Raw genomic sequence first — 17,073 nt, forward strand, 5'->3', positions numbered from 1 at the left:
CATCATGGACAAGTCAGTCAAGCATCCTTGTTGATGATCCATTCATGCGCCGGATCGTTATGGAAATGCCAGAGCCGCTGGCTGCCCGCCATCACGTTCAGGTAGTACGAATCGTAGCCATACGGCACGATGACCGGGTGATAACCGCGCGGCACCATGACGACGTCGCGATCCTCGACGGCCATCGATTCGTCGATATCGCGCGAGTCGGTGTACACCCGCTGGAACGCGAAGCCTTGCGGCGGATCGAGCCGGTGGTAGTAGGTTTCTTCGAGCGAGCTTTCGAGCGGAACGTTGTCGGTGTCGTGCTTGTGCGGCGGATAGCTCGACGCGTGACCGCCCGGCGTTCTCACTTCGACCACCAGCAGCGATTCCGCCGGCTCGGTCTGCGGAAGAATATCGCACACATAGCGCGTATTCAGCGATTTGCCGCGCGTCGAGCGCGTCATCGACGCAGGTTCGATCAGCCGCGCCGGATACTCGCCTGTGGCCGGCGCGCTCGCGACTCCAATCTCCGCGTCGCGGCACGCGCGCACCGTCGCGCGCAGATTCGGCGGCAGATATACCGCGTAGGGCGCCGCGTCTTCGAACACGCTATCGCGCGAACCGAGCGAACGCCACGTCGTATCTGCCGTTTCGATATCGACCGCGCCGCTCAGCACGACGATGCAACTTTCGCGCGCCGGCTCGAACACGTACACGAGTTCGTTCGCGCCCAGCCGGTACGCGGCGAATCCCACATAGCGCCAGCAGGCCGACTGCGGCGTCACGCGCGCGATCGTCTGGCCTTCGCGCTCTGCCTTCACCAATAAGCTCATGCTGCCTCCTTGCCGAGCGGCGCATCGACGAGCGCCCGCAAAGTTCCGTATCCCTTCTGCGCATAGTCGAACGGCGGCGCGACCACCGGGTCCTGCTCCGCCTCGACGACGAGCCAGCCGCAATAACCATGCCGCTTCAAACGCTCGATCAGCGCCGGAAAATTGACCGCGCCATCGCCGGGCACCGTGAATGCACCGGCGATCACCGCATCGAGAAAACTCCAGTTGCGATTGCGCGCGAGCCTCGTCACGGCGGGGCGCACGTCCTTGCAATGCACGTGGCAGACGCGCGCGATGTGCGCGTCGAGCACGGCAACGGGATCGCCGCCCGCGAACGTGATATGCCCGGCGTCGAACAGCAGGCCGACGGCGTCGCTGGTGCGTGCCATCAACTGATCGACGTCGGCCGGCGTTTCGACGTACGCGCCCATATGATGATGATAGGCGAGCCGAACGCCACGGCTCAGCGTATAGCGTGCGAATTCATCGACACGTGCCGCGTACGCGGCCCATTGCGCGTCGCTGAAAAAGCGCGGCCGTTGATACAGCGGGCGCGGCGCGCCCTGGATCGAATCGGCGACTTCGCCATACACCATCACGGTCGCGCCGTTGCGCGCAAGCAACTCGAGATGCGGGCCGACCGCGTCGATTTCCTCCGCGACACTGCGTTTAGCCAGTTGTCCCGAGTACCAGCCGGACACGAGCGCGAGGTCGTATTGCGCGAGCAGGGTCTTCAGCGCTTGAGGTTCGCGGGGAAACTTGTTGCCAAGTTCGAAGCCCTGATAGCCGATCTGGCGACCTTCGGTTAGCGCGACTTCGAGCGGCGTCTCGCCGCCGAGCGACGGCAGGTCGTCGTTCATCCAGGATAGCGGATTGATGCCGATGCGTACGTCGAAAGCAGTCATGCCGGAGTCCTCGTGGTTGTCACTCGTGATCGGTGCCTTGGGACGGCGCAGGCGGTGCAGGCGGTGCAGGCGGCGCGGCGCGCGCGGCCAGCTGCGCGTCGTACTTCGCGCGGGCGTCGCGCACTTGCGCGCGCGCCGACACCTCGGGCACCGCGACTTCCCACCACCAGCCGCCGTCTTCGGTGCTGCGCGCCGGGTCGGTGTCGATGCTGATCACGTACGTGCGTTTCGCCGCGCGCGCCCGTTGCAGCGCCGCTTCGAACTCGGCGAGATTGCCCGCATGCTCGGCCTCGGCGCCGAGCGCGCGCGCATGCGCGGCGAAGTCGATGCGCGGCGCGCCTTCCGGCGCGTGCACGCAATCGTCGAGCAGATTGTTGAACGGTGCGCCGCCGCAAGCCTGTTGCAGTCGATTGATGCAGCCGAAGCCGCGATTGTCGAGCACGACGACGATCAGCTTCGCGCCGAGCATCACCGAGCTCGCGATCTCGCTGTTCATCATCAGATAGCTGCCGTCGCCAACCATCACGATCACCTCGCGCTCGGGCCGCGCGAGCTTCACGCCGAGGCCGCCCGCGATCTCGTAGCCCATGCACGAGTAGCCGTATTCGACGTGATACGCGCCGGGCCGGCCCGCGCGCCACAGCTTGTGCAGATCGGCGGGCAGCGTGCCGGCCGCGCAGACGACGATGTCGTCGGTCGGCGAGTGCGCGCTCGAGCGCTGCACCGCGCCGATCACGTCGCCCTCGTAGGGCAGCACCGCGTCGCGTTGCGGCGCATGCGTGAGCGTGTGCACAGTGTCGCGCCAGTTCGCCGCGAGCTTGTGCGCGCGCGCGGTCCAGCCGCGCTCGGCGTGCCAGCCTTGCAGCGGCCCGGCGAGCGCATCGAGCGCGAGCTTCACATCCGCTTCGACGATGACGCCGCGATGCTTGAGCGCGTCGAACCCGTTCGCGTTGATCGCGATCACGTCCGCTTGCGTGAACAGTGTGTTCGAACCGGTCGTGAAGTCCTGCAGGCGCGTGCCGAGCGCGAGCACGCAGTCGGCGTCATGCGCGAGCGCGTTGGCGGCCGGTGAGCCAGTCACGCCGAGCGCGCCGGCGTTCAGTGGATCGTTCCACGCGAGCGCGCTTTTGCCGGCCTGCGTTTCCGCGACCGGCACGCCATGCGCGCTCGCGAAGCGGTGCAGCGCATCGGCCGCGCCGCTATACAGCACCCCGCCACCGGCGACGATCAGCGGACGCTTCGCGTGCCGCAGGCGCGCGCACGCGGCGTCGATATCGTCGCTACGTGGCGCGGGCGCATGAAAGCGCACGACACGCGGCGTAAAGAAGTCCTCCGGAAAGTCCCACGCCTGTGCCTGCACGTCCTGCGGCAACGCGAGCGTGACGGGGCCGCACGACGCGGCATCGGTCAATACGCGGATCGCGCGCGGCAACGCGCTCAGTAATTGCGCCGGATGCACGATGCGGTCGAAGTAGCGCGACAGCGGCTTGAACGCGTCGTTCGCGGACACGCCGCCGTCGGTGAAATCCTCGAGTTGCTGCAGGACCGGATCGGGCGCGCGCGACACGAAGATATCGCCGGGCAGCAGCAGCACCGGCAGACGGTTCACGTGCGCGAGCGCGGCCGCGGTCAGCAGATTCGTGGCGCCGGGGCCGATCGACGTCGTCACGGCCATCATGCGGCGGCGCAAGTGCGCCTTCGCGTAAGCGATCGCACTGTGCGCCATCGCCTGCTCGTTGTGCGCACGCAAAGTCGGCAGTGCGTCGCGATGCTGATGCAGCGCCTCGCCGATGCCCGCGACGTTGCCGTGGCCGAAGATCGCGAACACGCCGCCGAACAGCGGTTCGACGTCGTGGCCGTCTTCGCTGGCGACGCGTTGCGCGGCCAGATAGCGCACGAGCGCCTGCGCCATCGTCAGGCGAATCGTGCCACCGGTGCTGGCTGGGGTGTCGTCATGCATGATGCGCTCGTTCATGCGGCCTGCTCCTGGTGAGCGCGACGAGGCGAATTGCGTGCCGTCGGATCGCCGCGCGCGCCGCGCCACGCGGCGATCAGTGTTTCGAAGGTCTGGCGCACGCGCGCAATCAATTCGTCGTCGCCGATGTCGCCGGCGAGCCACGCATGGCTCGGTTCGTGAAAGATCGTGCGGCCGACCGTGAAGCCGCGGCACGTCGCCGCTTGCGCGGCCGCGCGGAAGCCTTCGCTCAATTGCTCGACCGCCGCCGACAAACCGAGCAGCACGACGCCGCGGCAATACGGATCGCGCTCGGCGATCAGCGCGTCGATGGTCTGCCATTGCGCGGCGTCCATCGGTTCGAGCTTCCACCACTCGGGGTAGATGCCGAGGTTGTACAGGCGCTTCAACGCGCGATACACGATGTCCGGTCCTTGCGGCAGCGACGCATGCTTCGGCGGGATCACTTCGAGCAGCAATTCATGGCCGCTTGCCTGCGTCGCGTCGTACAGCGCGCGCAGTTGCGCTTCCTGTTCGAGCCGCTGCTCGATCGGCTCGTCGGGATGAAACTGCACGAGGCATTTGACGACGTGTTCCTGTGGCCACGCAATCAGCGTGGTGCCGATCGAGCGGCCATGATCGAATTCCAGCGGCACTGAGCCGGGCAACTCGACCGGGCGGCCGATCCACCAGCCGCGGCCGGTCGCGGCGTTCAGCGCGTCCTGACCATAGCGGTCGTCGATCAGTACGCCGATACGTCCCTGCAGGTTCAACGCGCGTTCGGTCTGCGCGACCGCTTCGACGAACAGGCCCTTCAACGCGGCGATGCGCGCTTCGTCGGCGCCGGTCTGCTGCGCGAGTTCGAAGAACGGATTGCGATGATCGAACGCGAAGCCGAGCACTTCGTGCCACGCTTTGCGCGCCGGCGACACACGATGCAGTCTTGCGAGCTTCGCGTCGAGGTCGGGGCGGCGCATGCGCTGCGGATCGGCCTGCGCTTCGCGCAGGAAGTAGTCGAGCTCGGCCGGTGTCGGCATCGCCGGAGCGCAACCGTGCCGCGACACGACCAGCGCACCGCTCGCGTTCGCGGCGCGCGCGCAGGCGTCGAGCGGCTGATCGCGCAACCAGCCGGACAGGAAGCCGGAAGCGAACGCGTCGCCCGCGCCGAGCACGTTCAGCACGTCGACTTCGACGCCGCCGTGCAGCGGCGCCGCATCGAGCGATGCGGGCACGTCGCCGTCGATGATCTGACAGCCGAGCGGCCCGCGTTTCAGCACGAGCGTGGCCGGCGTCACGGCGCGCACCACCGCGAGCGCGTCGGCGAGGTCGGTCTTGCCGCCGGCGATGCGAAACTCTTCTTGGGTGCCGATCACCAGATCGAACAGCGGCAGAATCCGCTGCAAATGCGCGCTGACGCCCTCGCTCGCGACGAAACGCGTCTCGCCGTCGGCCTTGCCCGTGAGTCCCCACAGCACCGGGCGGTAGTCGATGTCGAGCACGGTGCGCACGTCGTTGCGGCGCGCGTAGTCGAGCGCGCGGCGGCTCGTGCGATTGACCTGCCCGGTCGAGAAGTGCGTGCCGGTGATCAGCAGCGCTTTCGACGACGCGATGAACGCCTCGTCGAAATCGGCCTCGTCGACCGCCATGTCCGCGCAGTTCTCGCGGTAGAAGATCAGCGGGAACGTGTCGCGATCCTTCAGCCCGAGCAGCACGAGCGCGGTCAGCCGTTCGTGATCGATGCGCACGTGGCTCACGTCGCAGCCTTCCTTCGCGAGCGTTTCGGTCAGAAAGCGCCCCATGTGATCGTTGCCGACGCGCGCGAGCATGGCCGCGTCGAGTCCGAGCCGCGCGCAGCCGAACGCGATGTTCGCCGACGAGCCGCCGAGATACTTCGCGAAACTCGACACGTCTTCGAGTCGCGCGCCGACCTGCTGCGCGTACAGATCGACGGCCAGCCGGCCGAGGCACACGATGTCGAGGGCACGCCCCGGCGCGAACCGGCTGCCTGCTGCGATGCCGCTAGAGGTGCTGGAGTGAGCCATGAATAGTCCTGAGTAACAGTGCGCGGTGGGTGCGCGGTGGCCGGCCACGCGAAACGCGTCGAGGCCGGCCGTGCTGCGCGAATCGGTCAGATCGTCGCGCCTTCGAGTTCGCCGATCATCTTCTGCATCTCGGCGCCGCCGGCCATCATGTCGAGCACTTCGTCCTTGCTGATGGTCTGTTTGGTGAACGTGCCGAGCGAGCGGCCGCGATTGAGCAGCGTGAACGAATCGCCGATCGGATAGGCGTGGTGCACGTTATGCGTGATGAAGATCACCGAGATGCCTTTGGCGCGCGCCTTATGGATCAGCTTCAGCACGTTGAAGCTCTGCTTGACGCCGAGAGCGGCGGTCGGTTCGTCGAGAATCAGCACGCGCGCGCCGAAGTGAATCGCACGCGCGATGGCCAGACATTGACGCTCGCCGCCCGACATCGTGCCGATCGGCTGGTGCGGGTCGCGCACGTTGATGCCCATTTCGGCGAGCTTGTCGCGCGCGGTGGTTGCGCAGGTTTCGAGGTCCATCACGTTCAGAAGGCCGAACAGCTTTTTCTGCGGCTCGCGGCCCATGAAGAAATTGCGCGCGACCGATAGCAGCGGCACCAGCGCCAGATCCTGGTAGACGGTGGCGATGCCGAGATCGAGCGCGTCTTTCGGCGACGTGAAGTGCACCGGTTTGCCGTCCACCCGGTAGGTGCCTTTGCTCGGCTGATACACGCCCGCGAGCGTCTTGATCAGCGTCGACTTGCCGGCGCCGTTGTCGCCGAGCAGGCAATGCACTTCGCCGCGTTTGAGCCGCAGCGTGATGTCGTTCAGCGCGATGATGTTGCCGAAATAACGGCTGACACCTTCGAGCGACAAGATGATGTCGTCGGCGTTCTGTTCGGGGGTGCTCATCGTGAACCTCCTTCTAGCGCGATGCCGCGACGCGGCCGCGCACGTAGTGGTTGAACAGCACGGCGAACAGCAGCATCACGCCGAGGAACACGCGGAACCAGTCGGAATCGACATTGGTGTACGTGATGCCGATCTGCACGACGCCGAAGATCAGCGCGCCGAAGCACGCGCCGATCACCGAGCCGTAGCCGCCCGTCAGCAGCGTGCCGCCGATCACCGCGGCGATGATCGCCTCGAATTCCGCCTGCAAACCGCGGTCGGCCGCGGCCGAACCGATGTCGCACACCTGCAGCACTGCGTACAGCGCCGAGCAGAAAGCGGTCAGCACGAACAGCGAGATCTTCACGCGACGCACCGGCACGCCGACGTTCTTGGCCGCGTTGGCATCGCCGCCGACCGCGAAAATCCAGTTGCCGAAGCGCGTTTTCGCAAGCGTGAACGCGCACACCACGGCAAGCACGAGCCACCACAGCAGTACTTTCGGAATGCCCGGCACGAGTGGCGTGCCGTTGTCGAGCATCTTCACGAGGCCGAGGTGGCCGAGCCACACGAACAGACCTTTGAACGCGACGCCTTGGAAGAACGTGTGCGCGAACCAGTCCTGACGCGCGACGTCGCCGACGCCGGAGATGATCGTGCGATCGGCGAACATCACCGACAGCGCGAGCGTGAGGCCGCGCAGAATGAACAGGAACGCGAGCGTGACGATGAACGACGGCAGGCGCGTGCGCATCACCAGATAGCCGTTGAGCGCGCCGAGCAGCATCGAGCCGACGAACGCGAACACGATCGCCAGCCAGATCGGCCAGTGGAAGTACATGGTCGGCAGCGCGACCATCATGCCGGCAAAGCCGATCATCGAACCGATCGACAGATCGAACTCGCCGGCAATCATCAGCAGGCACGCGCCGACCGAGATCAGACCGAGATAGGCGGCGACCTGCGACCAGTTCATCACGCCGTCGAGATTGAACATCCCCGAGTTGCCGGCCGCCACGCCGAACACGATGAACACCATCACGGTGCCGGCGAGCGCCGCGAATTCCGGTCGGCCGAGCAGATGGCGGGACCAGGATTCCTTGCGTACGCGTTCGTCGACGGCGGCGGACTGCGAAGCGGTCGTCGCAGCACCCTTCGCCGGGTCCTGTGGATCAGGGGGCGGTTGCTTGCGGTGATGGGGATGAAACAGGTCGGCGACACCCATTGAAGCTCTCCTTGATACGCCCGCGACCGGCGGCTCGGCACGATGCCGTGGGCGTTTGCGAATCCGCTGAGCGGGCGAGCGCCGGCAAGACGCCATGCGTCCCGCCGGTCACTGTCTTTTCAACCTTGCCGCCAGCGCGGCGGCTTAGGCGCGCGATGCGATGCGTTGCCGTGCGTTCAGCGGTACTGGCCCGCGTACTTCAGAACCTTGTCGACATTGGCCTTCGTGATGAAGCCCGGGCCCGAGCCGATATTGCGCGGCCCGTACGACGGCGCGAGTCCATAGGTCGCAAGACGCTCCTTGAACTTCGGATTCGCCTGCAGGATCTCGCGGATCTTCGCGGGATCGGTGGTGTGGTTCTTCTTGATGATCGCGAGCACGGCAACCGGGATATAGCCCTGCAAGTACGGTTGCTGGTCGATCGCGAACTGGATCGTGCCGTCCTGGATGCCCTTCGCGATGTCGCTGTCGAAGTCGAACGTCGCGAACCAGATCTTGCCCGCGAGGCCCATCTGTTGCAGCGCCTTCAGCGTCGGGTCGGCCGACAGCGGACCGAGCGCCAGCACCGCCTGGGTGTCCGGATGATTGCGCAGGAACGCGCTGACCTTCGACTGCACGCCGGTCGGGTCCTGGCCCGCGTCGAGCGTCGAGGTCTTGAAGTTGGCGCCGATCGCTTCGGCGAACCCGCGGCAGCGTTCGAACGAGGCCGGGTTCGTCGCGTAGTGGTTCACGCACAGGAACGACTTGATGCCGGCGGCCTTGGCCTTTTCGCCCGCCGCCTTGCCGGCCGCGAACTCGGGCTGGCCGACGTGCATGATCGCGCCGAGCTTCGCGCTTTGCTCCTCGGTGCCCGAATTGATCGTGACGAGCGGAATGTGTTTCTCGGTGACCTTCCCGATCGAGCTCTTCAGCACGTCGAAGTCGGCGATCGATACGATCACGCCGTCGTAGTTGCGCGCGGCCGCCTGTTCGACTAGACGCGCCATGTCGGCGATGTCGCCGTTCGGCGGGTTGCGGTAGTCGGTCTGAACGTTGAAGTCCTCGTCGGCCTGCTTGATCGCGTTCTTGATCGTGTTCCACCACGAGTCCGAATCCGGCGCGTGGCTGATCAGCACGAAGTGCGCGTCCGCCGCGCGGGCGGCCGAGGCCGCGCCGAATCCCGTCGCCAACGTCAACGCCGTCACCAGAATCCTGAGCGTTGCCTTGCCTCTGCAAAGTCTCATTGTCTCCACCTTTCTCGGTCTGTCGTTCGTTATTGAGGGAGCGCATGGCGGGCGGCTTTTCATTCCGATGACCCACCCAACGAGGCCGAAGCGCCATCGCTCACGACCAAGATTAGGTCATCTTCCGAAGCCTTGCAAAGAAAATTTCATGAAAAATAAAAATGGAAAATACATTCCATTTTGACAGGACCGCTGCCTATAATCGGCAACGTCGGATGCGTGTTGCGGCGGGTCGCGGGCGCGTCTGCCGCATTGCAGGAAACCCCGAGAGGCAGTCATGGCGGAACAGATCACCGAAGAGGCGGTGCCGGGCGTCGACGAATTGATGCAGCGCATCGCGGATACCTACGAATCGTTGCCGCGCCAGTTGAAGAGCGTGGCGACGTACATCGAGCAGCATCGCGCGAGCGTGATGATGGATCGCACGAGCGATATCGCCGCGAGTTGCGGTGTGCATCCGTCGGCGGTCGTGCGCTTTGCGCAGCGCTTCGGCTTTTCCGGGTTTTCGGATCTGCAGGCGGTGTTTCGTCAGGCGTATACGGGGCAGGGCGTGTCGTCGTCGAGCTATCAGCAGCGCATCCGCAAGCTGATCGACGAGAAGCCCGGCACGTTGTCGGGCGGCGTGGTCGCGCGCGAGTTCATCGCCGCGTCGCGCGGGGGGCTCGAAGAACTCGAAGTTGGCCTCGACGACAAGCAGTTCGACGCCGCCGTGAAGATGCTGCAGCAGGCCGACAACATCTACGTGATCGGCGTGCGGCGCTCGTTTCCGGTCGCGAGCTATATCGTCTACGCGTTGCAGCACACGCATAAGCGCGTGCATCTGGTGTCCGGTTTCGGCGGCATGTATCGCGAGCAGATCCGCAGCGTCAGGAAGGGCGACGTGGTGATCGCGATCAGCTTCGCGCCGTACGGCAAGGAGACGCAGTACTGTCTGCGGGTCGCGCATCATCATCAGGCGAAGACGCTCGTCATTACCGATAGCCAACTATCACCGCTCGCGCGCTACGCGAGCACGCAGCTGTACGTGAAAGAGGGCAGCGCGTTCGCGTTCCGCTCGCTGACCAGCACGATCTGCCTGTGCCAGGCGCTCTTCATCGCGCTCGCGTACAAGCTCGAACTGAACGTTGAAGAATCCAACGACACTGGAGGCTACGATGACTGACGCGGTAAACATGATCGATGTCGCCGTATTCGGCGCGGGACGCATCGGCAAGATCCATGCGGCGAATCTCGCGCGGCAGCCCGGCGTGCGGCTCAAATACGTAGTCGACGTGAATCGCGAGGCGGCGGCCGCGTTGGCCGCGCAGCATGGCGCGCAGGTCGCCGACATCGATGGCGCGATCGGCGACGCGTCGATCGGCGCGACCGTGATCTGTTCGAGCACCGACACGCATGCGGACCTGATCGTCAAATCGGCCGCGCAGAAGAAGCACATATTCTGCGAGAAGCCCGTCGATCTGACGTTGGAGCGTGCGCGGGTGTGCGCGCAAGCCGTGGAGCGCGCGGGGGTCGTCTGCATGATCGGCTTTCAGCGGCGCTTCGATCCGACGTTTTCGTCGTTGAAGGCGCGCATCGACGCGGGCGAGATCGGCACGCCGGAAATGCTGGTCGTCACGAGCCGCGATCCGGGCGCGCCGCCGCTCGAGTACATCCGGCACTCGGGCGGCATCTTCAAGGACATGCTGATTCACGATTTCGACATCTTTCGCTGGATTCTCGACGACGAAGCCGACACGCTGCACGCCACCGGCAGTTGCCTGACCGACCCGGCGATCGCCGACGCGGGCGACATCGATTCGACCGCGGTGACGATTCGCACGAAGGGCGGGCGCCTATGCCAGATCAACACCGCGCGGCGCGCCGCGTACGGCTACGACCAGCGCTTCGAAGTGCTCGGCAGCACCGGCATGCTGCAGGCGGGCAATGTGCGGCCGACCGAAGTCACCGCGTACTCGAAGACGGAAGTGTCGAGCGACGTGCCCGAGGCGTTCTTTCTCGAACGCTATCGCACGGCGTACGCGCTCGAAATCGCACATTTCTTCGACGCGCTCACGCACGGTACGCCGGTGCGCGCGACCGTCGCCGATGGCCTGAAAGCGCTCGAACTCGCGGAAGCCGCGACGCGTTCGTGGCGCGAGGGCCGCGCGATCAAACTTGGCGAGGCAGCGTGATGAAGCCCGCCACGGAACGCTTGCGGCTCGGCGTGGCCGGCCTTGGGCGGCTCGGCAAGCGGCATGCGGAGAATCTCGCGTATCGCGTGCCGGGCGCGACGCTCGCGGCCGCGTGCAGCCCGCTGCAAGACGAGCTTGCGTGGGCGCGCGATGCGCTGCCCGAGCCGCGTCTCTACGCCGATTACGCGGACCTGCTCGCCGATCCGCACGTCGACGCGGTATGGCTCGTCACGCCGTCGTCGCTGCACGCGCAGCAGATCGTCGACGCATTGCAGGCGGGCAAGCATGTGTTCTGCGAAAAGCCGCTGTCGCTAGAGGTCGCAGAATGCGAACGCGTGCTGGCCGAAGCGGCGCGCTATCCGCATCTGCAGGCGACGATCGGCTTCATGCGCCGCTTCGACCCGAGCTACCGCGACGCGTTCGAGAAGATCGCTGCCGGTCAGATCGGCCGGCCGTTCCTCGTGCGCTCGCAAACCACTGATAAAAACGACACCGACGGCTTCTTCGTGCGCTTCGCGGCGACCTCGGGCGGCATCTTTCTCGACTGCACGGTGCACGATATCGACGTCGCCCGCTGGCTGCTCGGCAAGCCGCGCGCGACGCGTGTGTTCGCGGCGGGCACGGTCGCGCTGCACGAAGGTCTGCGCGAATTCGGCGACGTCGACAACGGCGTCGCGATCTGCGAGTTCGAGGGCGGCAAGCTCGCGATGTTCTATGCGTCGCGTACGCAGGCGCACGGCAACGATACGCATAGCGAAGTCATCGGCACGGCGGGCGCACTGACGGTCGGCCGCAATCCGCGCGCGAATCGCGTCGAGATCTACGACGCGACCGGCATTCGCAACGAATGCACGCCGAACTTTTTCGACCGGTTCGAGGACGCGTTTCTGCACGAGGCACGCGCGTTCGTCGCGTCGGTGCAAAACGGGGCGGGCAAGGGCGATGGGGCGTCGAGCGGCGCGACGCTTGCCGATGCGCTCGAAGCGACGCGTATCGGCGTGGCGCTGCGCGAGTCGCTGCAAAGCGGCGAGGCAGTGACGCTGTAGCGGGTCGCGCAAACGGGCGTCGTCGCGGCGCTTGCCGCCGCGCGCTGCCCGGCGGCGGCGCTCAGCCTGCTGTAGAATTTGACGCTCTGTCCGGCGTCGTCAGCGACGCCTCGTCCCGAAGGTCATCGTCGATGCAAATTCAGATTCACAAGGAAGTCGATGCGCGCGGGCTCATGTGCCCGCTGCCCATCCTGCGCGCCAAAAAGGCGCTCGCCGACATGGAAAGCGGCCAGATTCTCAAGGTGCTCGCCACCGATCCCGGCTCGCAGCGCGATTTCGCCGCGTTCGCGAAGCAGACCGGCAACGAGATTGTCGAAAGCTCGGCGCATGACAAGGTGTTTACGTTTCTGATGCGCCGCCGTTGAGCGGCATTCGGTAAAACTGTCCGTCCGATGTAAAAAGAAGGCGCCGTCCCCTTTATTGGGGCACAGCGCCTTCTTCGTTTCAGCCGATCTTTTGGTGTCAGCCTTCGAGAACCGGCGAGCGGGTGCGCAGATATTCTTCGAAATCGGCGGCCACTTCCGGGTGACGCAGCGCGAATTCGACGGTCGCCTTCAGGTAGCCGAGCTTGCTGCCGCAGTCGAAACGGGTGCCGTGATACTTGTATGCGAGCACCTGTTCGTCGGCGAGCAGCGACTGGATCGCGTCCGTCAGCTGCAACTCACCGCCCGCACCCGGTTTGATCGAGCGCAGGTGATCGAAAATGCGCGGCTTCAGCACATAACGGCCGACCACGCCGAGATTCGACGGCGCCGCGCTCGGCTCCGGCTTTTCGACGATGCCCGACATCTTGACGATCGAATCTTCCCACTCCTTGCCGTCGACGATGCCGTACGACTTCGTGTCCTGCGGCGGAATCTCGTCGACGCCGATCACCGAGCTGTGATAGTGATCGAACACCTCGATCATCTGCGTCATCACGGGCGGCGTGCCGTACAGCAGGTCGTCCGCGAGAATCACGGCGAACGGGTTGTCGCCGACGAGCTTCTCGGCGCACAGCACCGCATGGCCGAGACCCAGCGCCTCGGCCTGGCGCACGTAGAAGCAGTCCACGTGGCTCGGCTTGATGCTGCGTACGAGTTCGAGCAGCTTGTCCTTGCCGCGCGCCTCGAGTTCGGCCTCGATCTCATAGGACTTGTCGAAATGATCTTCGATCGCGCGCTTGCTGCGGCCCGTGACGAAGATCATCTCGGTGATGCCGGCCGCCATGGCTTCTTCGACAGCGTACTGAATCAGCGGCTTGTCGACGATCGGCAACATCTCTTTCGGGCTAGCCTTCGTGGCGGGGAGGAAGCGGGTGCCAAGACCGGCTACAGGAAAAACCGCCTTCGTAACTTTTAGCATGTGAATACCCTGAGTCCTCTGGTTTAAGTCCTTGCCCGCCTGTGAGGTGGGCGGGCGCGTCGATCAGGCCGGCAAGCGGGCCAGTTGCGCTTTCAGCTTGCCGACGGTAGCCTCGAAATCGGCAAGCCGTTTCTGCTCCTGTTCCACGACCGCCGCCGGCGCCTTCGCAACGAACGCTTGATTCTGCAACTTGCCGGTGCATTTGACGATTTCGGCGCTCAATCGCGTGATCTCTTTCGACAGGCGCTCGCGTTCGACCGCCGCGTCGATTTCGACCTTCAATACAAGCTTGTCGGTTCCTACGATAGCAATCGGCGCGCCAGCCGCCTGGTTGTCGAGCGCGGCCTCGTCAGCGATGATCTGCACCTCGGACAGCCGTGCCAACGCTCGAGCGTAAGGCGCGAAAGTGCGAAGGCGCTCCGCGTTGCCAGTGGCGAGCAACGGCACCTTGACCGCCGGCGACAGGTTCATTTCACCGCGCAGATTCCGGCACGCATCGATCACCGCTTTCAGGTCGGCCGCCCACCGCTCCGCGTCTTCGTCGAGCTTCGACGGCTCCGCGACGGGGTATGGCTGCACCATGATGGACGCCTCGCCGTCCGCCTTGCCTTCGGGGTAGCGCCCTGCAAGCGGCGCCACCTTCTGCCACAGCGCTTCGGTGATGAACGGGATGACCGGATGCGCGAGACGCAACACCGTTTCGAGCACACGCAGCAGCGTGCGTCGCGTTGCGCGCTGCTGGTTCGGCTGACCCGTCTGGATCTGCACCTTGGCGAGTTCGAGGTACCAGTCACAATATTCGTCCCATACGAACTTGTATAGGGCGTTGGCCACATTATCAAAACGATAGTCGGAAAAACCCTTGACGACTTCGGCTTCCACGCGCTGCAGTTGCGATACGATCCAGCGGTCGGCCTGCGAGAAATGCAGATGGCCTTCTGGCCCGCATTCACCACATTGCGCGGGCTGGCCGAAACCGCAGTCATGGCCTTCGCAGTTCATCAGCACGAAGCGCGTGGCATTCCACAGCTTGTTGCAGAAGTTGCGATAGCCTTCGCAGCGCGCGAGGTCGAAATTGACGTTGCGGCCGAGCGTGGCCATCGACGCCATCGTGAAGCGTAACGCGTCGGTGCCGAACGCCGGAATGCCGTCCGGAAACTCCTTGCGGGTCTTCTTCTCGATCGACGCGGCCAGCTTCGGATTCATCAGGCCGGTGGTGCGCTTCGCGACGAGCGCGTCGAGGTCGATGCCATCGACGATGTCGATCGGGTCTAGCGTGTTGCCCTTGCTCTTCGACATCTTCTGGCCTTCGGCGTCGCGCACCAGGCCGTGCATATAGACCGTTTCGAACGGCACCTTGCCCGTGAAGTGCGTGGTCATCATGACCATGCGCGCGACCCAGAAGAAGATGATGTCGAAGCCGGTGACGAGCACCGACGTCGGCATGAAGTGCTTCAGCTCTTCCGTCTGGTTCGGCCAGCCGAGCGACGAAAACGGCACGAGAGCCGACGAGAACCACGTGTCGAGCACGTCTTCGTCTCGCTTCAATGCGCCCATGTAGCCGGCCGCGACGGCCTTCGCGCGCGCGTCTTCCTCGGTCTTGGCGACGAACACTTCGCCGTTCTCGCCGTACCACGCCGGAATCTGATGACCCCACCACAGCTGACGCGAGATGCACCAGTCCTGGATGTTTTCGAGCCACTGGTAGTACGTGGTGGTCCAGTTTTCCGGCACGAACCTGATCTGGCCGTTGCGCACGACGTCGAGCGCGGTCTCGGTGATCGACTTGCCCGGATTGAACGTGCCTTCGGGCGCCGGCTTGCTCATCGCGACGAACCACTGGTCGGTCAGCATCGGCTCGATCACGACGCCGGTGCGGTCGCCGCGCGGCACCATCAGCTTGTGCGACTTCACCGATTCGAGCATGCCGAGCGCCTCGAGATCGGCGACCACCAGCTTGCGGGCTTCGAAACGGTCGAGGCCGCGGTACTTTTCGGGCGCGTTGCCGTTGATCTTCGCGTCGAGCGTGAGGATTTCGATTTGCGGCAGCTTGTGGCGCAGGCCGACCTGATAATCGTTGAAATCATGCGCGGGCGTGACCTTGACGACGCCGGTGCCGAATTCGCGGTCGACGTAATCGTCGGCGATGATCGGCACTTCGCGGTTCGACAGCGGCAGCGTGACGGTCTGGCCGATCAGGTGGGCGTAGCGCTCGTCTTCCGGATGCACCATGACGGCGGTGTCGCCGAGCATGGTTTCCGGACGGGTCGTGGCGACGGTCAGATGGCCCGAGCCGTCGGTCAACGGATACTGGATGTGCCACAGGTGGCCGTTTTCTTCCTCGCTGACCACTTCGAGGTCCGATACGGCGGTGAGCAGCACCGGGTCCCAGTTCACGAGGCGCTTGCCGCGATAGATCAGGCCCTGTTCATACAGACGCACGAACACGTCGCGCACGGTGGCCGACGTCTTGTCGTCCATCGTGAAGTATTCGCGCGACCAGTCGATCGATGCACCGAGACGACGCACCTGATTCGTGATCGTGGAGCCGGATTGCTGCTTCCACTCCCACACGCGCTCGACGAACTTCTCGCGGCCGAGGTCGTGGCGCGACACGCCCTGCGCGTCGAGCTGGCGTTCGACGACGATCTGCGTGGCGATGCCCGCGTGGTCGGTGCCCGGCACCCACAGCGTGTTCTCGCCGAGCATGCGGTGATAGCGGGTCAGGCCGTCCATGATGGTCTGGTTGAACGCGTGGCCCATGTGCAGCGTGCCCGTGACGTTCGGCGGCGGCAACTGGATCGAGAAATCCTTGCGGTTCGCGTCGAAGGAGGGCGCGGCGTAGGCGCGCTTTTCCCATTCAGGGCCCCAGTGGGCTTCGATGGTGTGGGGTTCGAAGCTTTTTGCAAGCGTCGAGGTCGGGTCGCTTGGGGTGTCGCTCGGGGTGTCGCTCATGTTTCTGTTAAAGGCAGGATTTTGGAGGCGGGGAAGGGTTGATTATAGCTGGGGAGGGTTTTTTGCCGGCTGGCGGCTTTCGTTGTTCTGGACTTGTTGGCCTTTCCTTGCTTTGTTATCGGTCTATTGGCGTTGCCCCTGTGCGGGGCGGCACCTACTTTCTTTGCTGCTGCAAAGAAAGTAGGCAAAGAAGACAGCTTTAAACCGCCAGCTCATAAGCGGGTCCCCTGGCTTGGAGGGGGTAGTGGTGCATCTGGAATCCGTGCTCCTGCACATTCGGCGCTAGTGACAACGCAGTCATTCTTCCGGCGGCGCTACGCGCCCCGAAGCCCCGTTCCCAAACCATCGGTCGGTTCTTCTGGCAGACCCGTCCGCGACGCACGTAGTGCGGAGTGGGAGCGGATGACGGCTTTGTCACCGAGGTGGAATGTGCGGTGGCACAGACTCCAGATGCACCACTACCCCCTCCAAGCCAGGGGACCCGCTTATGAGCTGGCGGTTTGAGCTGTCTTCTTTGC

General features: G+C 64.8%; 13 protein-coding genes. 4 read left to right on the top strand and 9 right to left on the bottom strand.

The genetic code is table 11. From position 1 onward, the window contains the following. Positions 1 to 17: 17 nt before the first annotated feature. The 7 genes from iolB to F6X42_RS14550 form a co-directional block, all read right to left on the bottom strand. Positions 18 to 818, bottom strand: coding sequence for a 5-deoxy-glucuronate isomerase (iolB, locus tag F6X42_RS14520; protein ID WP_187634884.1), 801 nt, complete (start codon positions 816 to 818; stop codon positions 18 to 20). After that, positions 815 to 1,723 carry a myo-inosose-2 dehydratase gene (gene iolE, locus F6X42_RS14525; RefSeq protein ID WP_187634885.1) on the bottom strand — a complete coding sequence of 303 codons (909 nt, stop codon included), beginning with the start codon at positions 1,721 to 1,723 and terminating at the stop codon, positions 815 to 817. Before iolE ends, iolB begins: the two co-directional genes overlap by 4 nt. Before the next feature lie 19 nt (positions 1,724 to 1,742). Next, positions 1,743 to 3,698 carry a 3D-(3,5/4)-trihydroxycyclohexane-1,2-dione acylhydrolase (decyclizing) gene (gene iolD / locus F6X42_RS14530; RefSeq protein WP_187634886.1) on the bottom strand — a complete coding sequence of 652 codons (1,956 nt, stop codon included), beginning with the start codon at positions 3,696 to 3,698 and terminating at the stop codon, positions 1,743 to 1,745. After that, complete coding sequence (locus F6X42_RS14535; RefSeq protein ID WP_187634887.1) at positions 3,695 to 5,719, bottom strand: bifunctional 5-dehydro-2-deoxygluconokinase/5-dehydro-2-deoxyphosphogluconate aldolase; 2,025 nt, start codon at positions 5,717 to 5,719, stop codon at positions 3,695 to 3,697. The genes iolD and F6X42_RS14535 overlap by 4 nt, the downstream gene beginning before the upstream one ends. An 86-nt stretch (positions 5,720 to 5,805) precedes the next feature. Then, the gene (locus tag F6X42_RS14540; RefSeq protein ID WP_187634888.1) at positions 5,806 to 6,612 is read right to left on the bottom strand and encodes an ATP-binding cassette domain-containing protein; all 807 of its coding nucleotides are present in this window, start codon (positions 6,610 to 6,612) and stop codon (positions 5,806 to 5,808) included. 13 nt (positions 6,613 to 6,625) lie between these two features. Beyond that, complete coding sequence (locus F6X42_RS14545) at positions 6,626 to 7,816, bottom strand: ABC transporter permease (protein WP_187634889.1); 1,191 nt, start codon at positions 7,814 to 7,816, stop codon at positions 6,626 to 6,628. A 176-nt stretch (positions 7,817 to 7,992) separates the two neighbouring features. Next, the gene (locus F6X42_RS14550; RefSeq protein ID WP_187634890.1) at positions 7,993 to 9,039 is read right to left on the bottom strand and encodes a sugar ABC transporter substrate-binding protein; all 1,047 of its coding nucleotides are present in this window, start codon (positions 9,037 to 9,039) and stop codon (positions 7,993 to 7,995) included. Positions 9,040 to 9,316: 277 nt separating this feature from the next. On the opposite strand from F6X42_RS14550, the gene F6X42_RS14555 reads away from it, so the two are divergent. The 4 genes from F6X42_RS14555 to F6X42_RS14570 all read left to right on the top strand — a co-directional run bounded on the left by F6X42_RS14555 (position 9,317) and on the right by F6X42_RS14570 (position 12,621). After that, positions 9,317 to 10,201: a MurR/RpiR family transcriptional regulator gene (locus F6X42_RS14555; RefSeq protein WP_187634891.1), complete on the top strand. Its 885-nt coding sequence runs from the start codon at positions 9,317 to 9,319 to the stop codon at positions 10,199 to 10,201. Continuing rightward, positions 10,194 to 11,210, top strand: a complete 1,017-nt coding sequence (iolG, locus tag F6X42_RS14560; protein ID WP_187634892.1) for an inositol 2-dehydrogenase — start codon at positions 10,194 to 10,196, stop codon at positions 11,208 to 11,210. Before F6X42_RS14555 ends, iolG begins: the two co-directional genes overlap by 8 nt. Then, the gene (locus F6X42_RS14565; protein WP_187634893.1) at positions 11,210 to 12,256 is read left to right on the top strand and encodes a Gfo/Idh/MocA family oxidoreductase; all 1,047 of its coding nucleotides are present in this window, start codon (positions 11,210 to 11,212) and stop codon (positions 12,254 to 12,256) included. Before iolG ends, F6X42_RS14565 begins: the two co-directional genes overlap by 1 nt. A gap of 137 nt (positions 12,257 to 12,393) precedes the next feature. After that, positions 12,394 to 12,621, top strand: coding sequence for a sulfurtransferase TusA family protein (locus F6X42_RS14570; protein WP_026225937.1), 228 nt, complete (start codon positions 12,394 to 12,396; stop codon positions 12,619 to 12,621). 97 nt (positions 12,622 to 12,718) lie between these two features. Here F6X42_RS14570 and galU read toward each other — a convergent pair whose 3' ends face one another. Both galU and F6X42_RS14580 read right to left on the bottom strand, forming a co-directional pair. Further along, a complete protein-coding gene (galU, locus tag F6X42_RS14575; RefSeq protein ID WP_187634894.1) occupies positions 12,719 to 13,600 on the bottom strand; it encodes a UTP--glucose-1-phosphate uridylyltransferase GalU in 882 nt (293 codons plus the stop codon). A gap of 63 nt (positions 13,601 to 13,663) precedes the next feature. Further along, positions 13,664 to 16,555, bottom strand: a complete 2,892-nt coding sequence (locus F6X42_RS14580; RefSeq protein ID WP_187634895.1) for a valine--tRNA ligase — start codon at positions 16,553 to 16,555, stop codon at positions 13,664 to 13,666. Positions 16,556 to 17,073 lie beyond the last annotated feature (518 nt).

Source organism: Paraburkholderia podalyriae, assembly GCF_014397785.1.
Classification (GTDB): Bacteria; Pseudomonadota; Gammaproteobacteria; order Burkholderiales; family Burkholderiaceae; genus Paraburkholderia; species Paraburkholderia podalyriae.